At 37.8% G+C, this 3,057-nt stretch carries 2 protein-coding genes and 3 pseudogenes; 1 reads left to right on the top strand and 4 read right to left on the bottom strand.

The features are described 5' to 3' along the window. Nucleotides 1–22 precede the first annotated feature (22 nt). A pseudogene (locus WG67_RS06205) lies at nt 23–178 on the top strand (transposase); the annotation flags it as partial. Here the strand turns inward: WG67_RS06205 and WG67_RS02955 are convergent. From WG67_RS02955 to WG67_RS07655, 4 genes and pseudogenes are all read right to left on the bottom strand, one after another. Further along, a pseudogene (locus WG67_RS02955) lies at nt 174–554 on the bottom strand (PD-(D/E)XK nuclease family transposase); the annotation flags it as partial. The pseudogenes WG67_RS06205 and WG67_RS02955 sit on opposite strands and share 5 nt — an antisense overlap. Next, nucleotides 518–2,098, bottom strand: coding sequence for a group II intron reverse transcriptase/maturase (ltrA, locus tag WG67_RS02950; RefSeq protein ID WP_070356809.1), 1,581 nt, complete (start codon nt 2,096–2,098; stop codon nt 518–520). The pseudogene WG67_RS02955 and the gene ltrA, both read right to left, overlap by 37 nt. 37 nt (nt 2,099–2,135) lie before the next feature. Continuing rightward, nucleotides 2,136–2,279, bottom strand: coding sequence for a hypothetical protein (locus WG67_RS06900; RefSeq protein WP_173862902.1), 144 nt, complete (start codon nt 2,277–2,279; stop codon nt 2,136–2,138). A 446-nt stretch (nt 2,280–2,725) separates the two neighbouring features. Next, nucleotides 2,726–2,971 (bottom strand): annotated as a pseudogene (locus WG67_RS07655) (PD-(D/E)XK nuclease family transposase); the annotation flags it as partial. Nucleotides 2,972–3,057: the final 86 nt, after the last annotated feature.

Below are 3,057 nucleotides of genomic sequence, written 5' to 3'. Positions count from 1 at the left end.
TCAGTAATACAATAGACATCTTGAAATACAGCCAAGAAGATGGGTTGTAGAAAGGACTTTTGCTTGGGTTAATAGGAATAGAAGGCTATCGAAGGAGTATGATTTACTCACAACATCCACTGAGAATTTCATATACCTAGCTATGAGTAGGGTTATGTTAAAGAGGGAATATGCTTGAATTTACTAGTTTCCGGACAACCTCTAAATGTAAAATAAAAATCTTTTAAATCATGTTCATAGCTATCTTTGTCTAACATTACATGATCTGACTTATACTCAGATTTATTAGGAAAGAGAATACAATCAGCAATAGCTATAAAAATGATTTCTTTAAGACCCTGATATTGATCACCTTTATCAGCTTGCCTTGAATAAGCTTTAGCAGCGTAATATTGAGCGCGTTTTTCAAAGCCTTTAGTTTTGGCAACTTGGTTAGGTAAGGAAGTAGTATTGCTACTACTCCCTCCCTTAGAAACGCAGCATGCAGGTTTCCCCACACTACGCTTGAGCCCCTTATCTAAGTCCTTCTTTTCTCGAACCGGCTTGTCCTTGATGATTCCTCAGAAAACATCATTCTTAATGGTGACACCAACAGTAGAGAACCTTCTCTTGAGAAAGAGCTTGCTAACATTTTTGTTTGTTTCACTCTTTCATCAAAATACTTTTTCCATTTTAAGTCAAGTGGATTTGCATCCGCCCTGATTTTAACATGTTGTCTGATAGGTATATCAATCAACCTAAGCAGTCTTAAATACCTTATCTCTTTCGGTTTGTTCTTGCATATGGGTGCAGCAAAGACCCATTGGCGTTGTTTCATTACCTTGAAGTAACGATTCTTTATCCAACGTAATCCTTTACGAGGATGTCTTTTCTTTGCCCATTTCCATAGAGCACACATAATTTCATGGTCTATTTTGTTAAAAGCTCTTTTCGCACACACATGGCTGTAGTAATTTCCCCATCCCCTTAATAGGGAATTGAGCAACTTGATTAGTACGGCCTGAGTGTTCGCTATGTTTGCCTTTATCAATGTACGTGCTTTATTAAGAAGTTTCTTAATACTTTCTTTTGAAGGTTTTATAATTAACTTCTTATTATACCTGCGTACATTACAACCAAGAAAGTCAAACCCTGTTGTAATAGATGTAATTTTTGTTTTCTCTTCGGAAAGGATAAGACCTCTCTCCTGAAGAAAGGACGATACTAGAGGTTTTACTTCATTTTCCAGTACTTCACGTGTGATTCCTGAAATGATAAAGTCATCTGCGTACCTGATTACATTTACTCCACTTCTGATTTTGCTTCTTCTTTTACTGCCAAGTTTACCAAATTGACTTTCCAATGATTTTTCAAGTCCATTTAGGGCTAGATTTGCTAGTATTGGAGAGATGATACTACCTTGTGGGGTACCTGCAGTTGTGGAATACAGAGTTTTTGATTCTAGGAAGCCAGCTTTTAACCAGCTATGAAGAATTTTCTTCTCCATAGGAATATGCTTCATGAGCCATTCATGGTTAATGTTATCAAAACACCCTTTAATATCACCTTCGAGTATCCATTGTAGTTGGTTACGGCTTGCCAGTAACAAGTGACAAGCCACAGTAGCGTCTGCGCAGGATCTTTTTGGTCTAAAACCATAAGAGTGACGATCACTGATCGTTTCAGCTATCGGTTCCAAAGCAAACAAGTATAATGCTTGCATGGCTCTATCTTTTATCGTAGGGATTCCAAGAGGTCTTCTTTTGCCATTAGACTTACTGATGTATATCCGTTTTAGCGGAGAAGGTTTGTATCCTCTTTGTTTTAATAGCTTTATTCCTTGAAATTTTGTGTTGCAAGTTGACCATATTTGACGATCTACACCTGCTGTGTTTTTTCCTTGGTTTTCAGTTACTCTCTTAACCGCCAAAGCTTTGCCGCTAAAAGAGCGTGTGAGAAGGTGTTGTAAAGTTTTCACCTTACCCCATCTGCCTTGTTGGACAGCCTTAACAATACGCCTCTGTAGCCTCATAACAACTTTTTGGCATTTCTTCCAGGGTAACTGGTTCCATGCTTCGGAGTTATTGGTAGGTGCACTTACAGTTGTACTTGTAATCATCTGCTTTCCTACCTTAAGTGGTTAACAAAGTTTCTTGTCATGAGGGACCAAATGGAAGTCTGCTCGTTTTCACGCGAATTAATGTTACAAATTCTATCCATTTCGTTACAAAATGGCATTCGCTTTCTCCATTATCCTTTACCTGCACATCCATCAGCATTCCTTGCGGGTTGCCTGCCATATAGGCGAAAATACAGGCTTATCCTGTTCCTTTTGTCATACAATAGTGGGTTAGGTGGCTTCTCTATACCGGTGGAATTATTATTTGCGTACATCCAGAAATGAAAAATGTCACATTACCTTTTGGTCGGAGCTTATCAGCATCTTTAGCTCTTTAATCGTTACGATACTTATGAAGCTTCACTTACGTTCACCATACCACTAAGCCTAGCCCTCCAACCACATGATGCTTGTAGTTTATGCTTTCTCTCACGATTGAGCATCTTCTTTATCAAGAGGAGGTTCATTGTCCGCGTCGCTCGGCACCAACTGGTTACCCAATTCGCACTGATGCGTAGACTCAGATGGCAAAACATCTGGTTCAATAAGCTTTAGAATCCTTTCAGTTTCTTTCTGAATGAATTCCTCTCCTTTTAAACAATATGACCGAAGGCTTTCAGGTCGCACCATTTCAATCACATACCTAGCCCCACTAGAGTCCCTGCAAAGAACATCAACAATACTTTGTTTTTTAGAGGCAATATCAGGATCTTGAATAGTACTTAAAAACTCTATATCCTGTATTGCGTTTTTGCCAGTAAAGCTCAGAATATCATTGAGGAAATGAATGAGGATATCTTTATTCTTTTCAGTACCAAAGATACGCCGAAACGCAACATCATTTTTTGGATCGAGAAACTTAGAAAGAGCCATAAAAAAATTTTTAAATGTATCTTTATATTATATATTCTTATTAATAATAATTCAATAATTTGTCGTCTTTTTTGTTAACTTTACTG

Origin of the sequence: Wolbachia endosymbiont of Drosophila incompta (assembly GCF_001758565.1) — a bacterium.
Taxonomy (GTDB): Bacteria; Pseudomonadota; Alphaproteobacteria; order Rickettsiales; family Anaplasmataceae; genus Wolbachia; species Wolbachia pipientis.
This window is presented reverse-complemented; position numbering and strand designations above follow the sequence as displayed.

Coding starts and splice junctions, on each gene's coding strand:
- WG67_RS06900 (WP_173862902.1), bottom strand. CDS start 2,279: ATGGCAGGCAACCCGCAAGGAATGCTGATGGATGTGCAGGTAAAGGAT.
- ltrA (WP_070356809.1), bottom strand. CDS start 2,098: ATGATTACAAGTACAACTGTAAGTGCACCTACCAATAACTCCGAAGCA.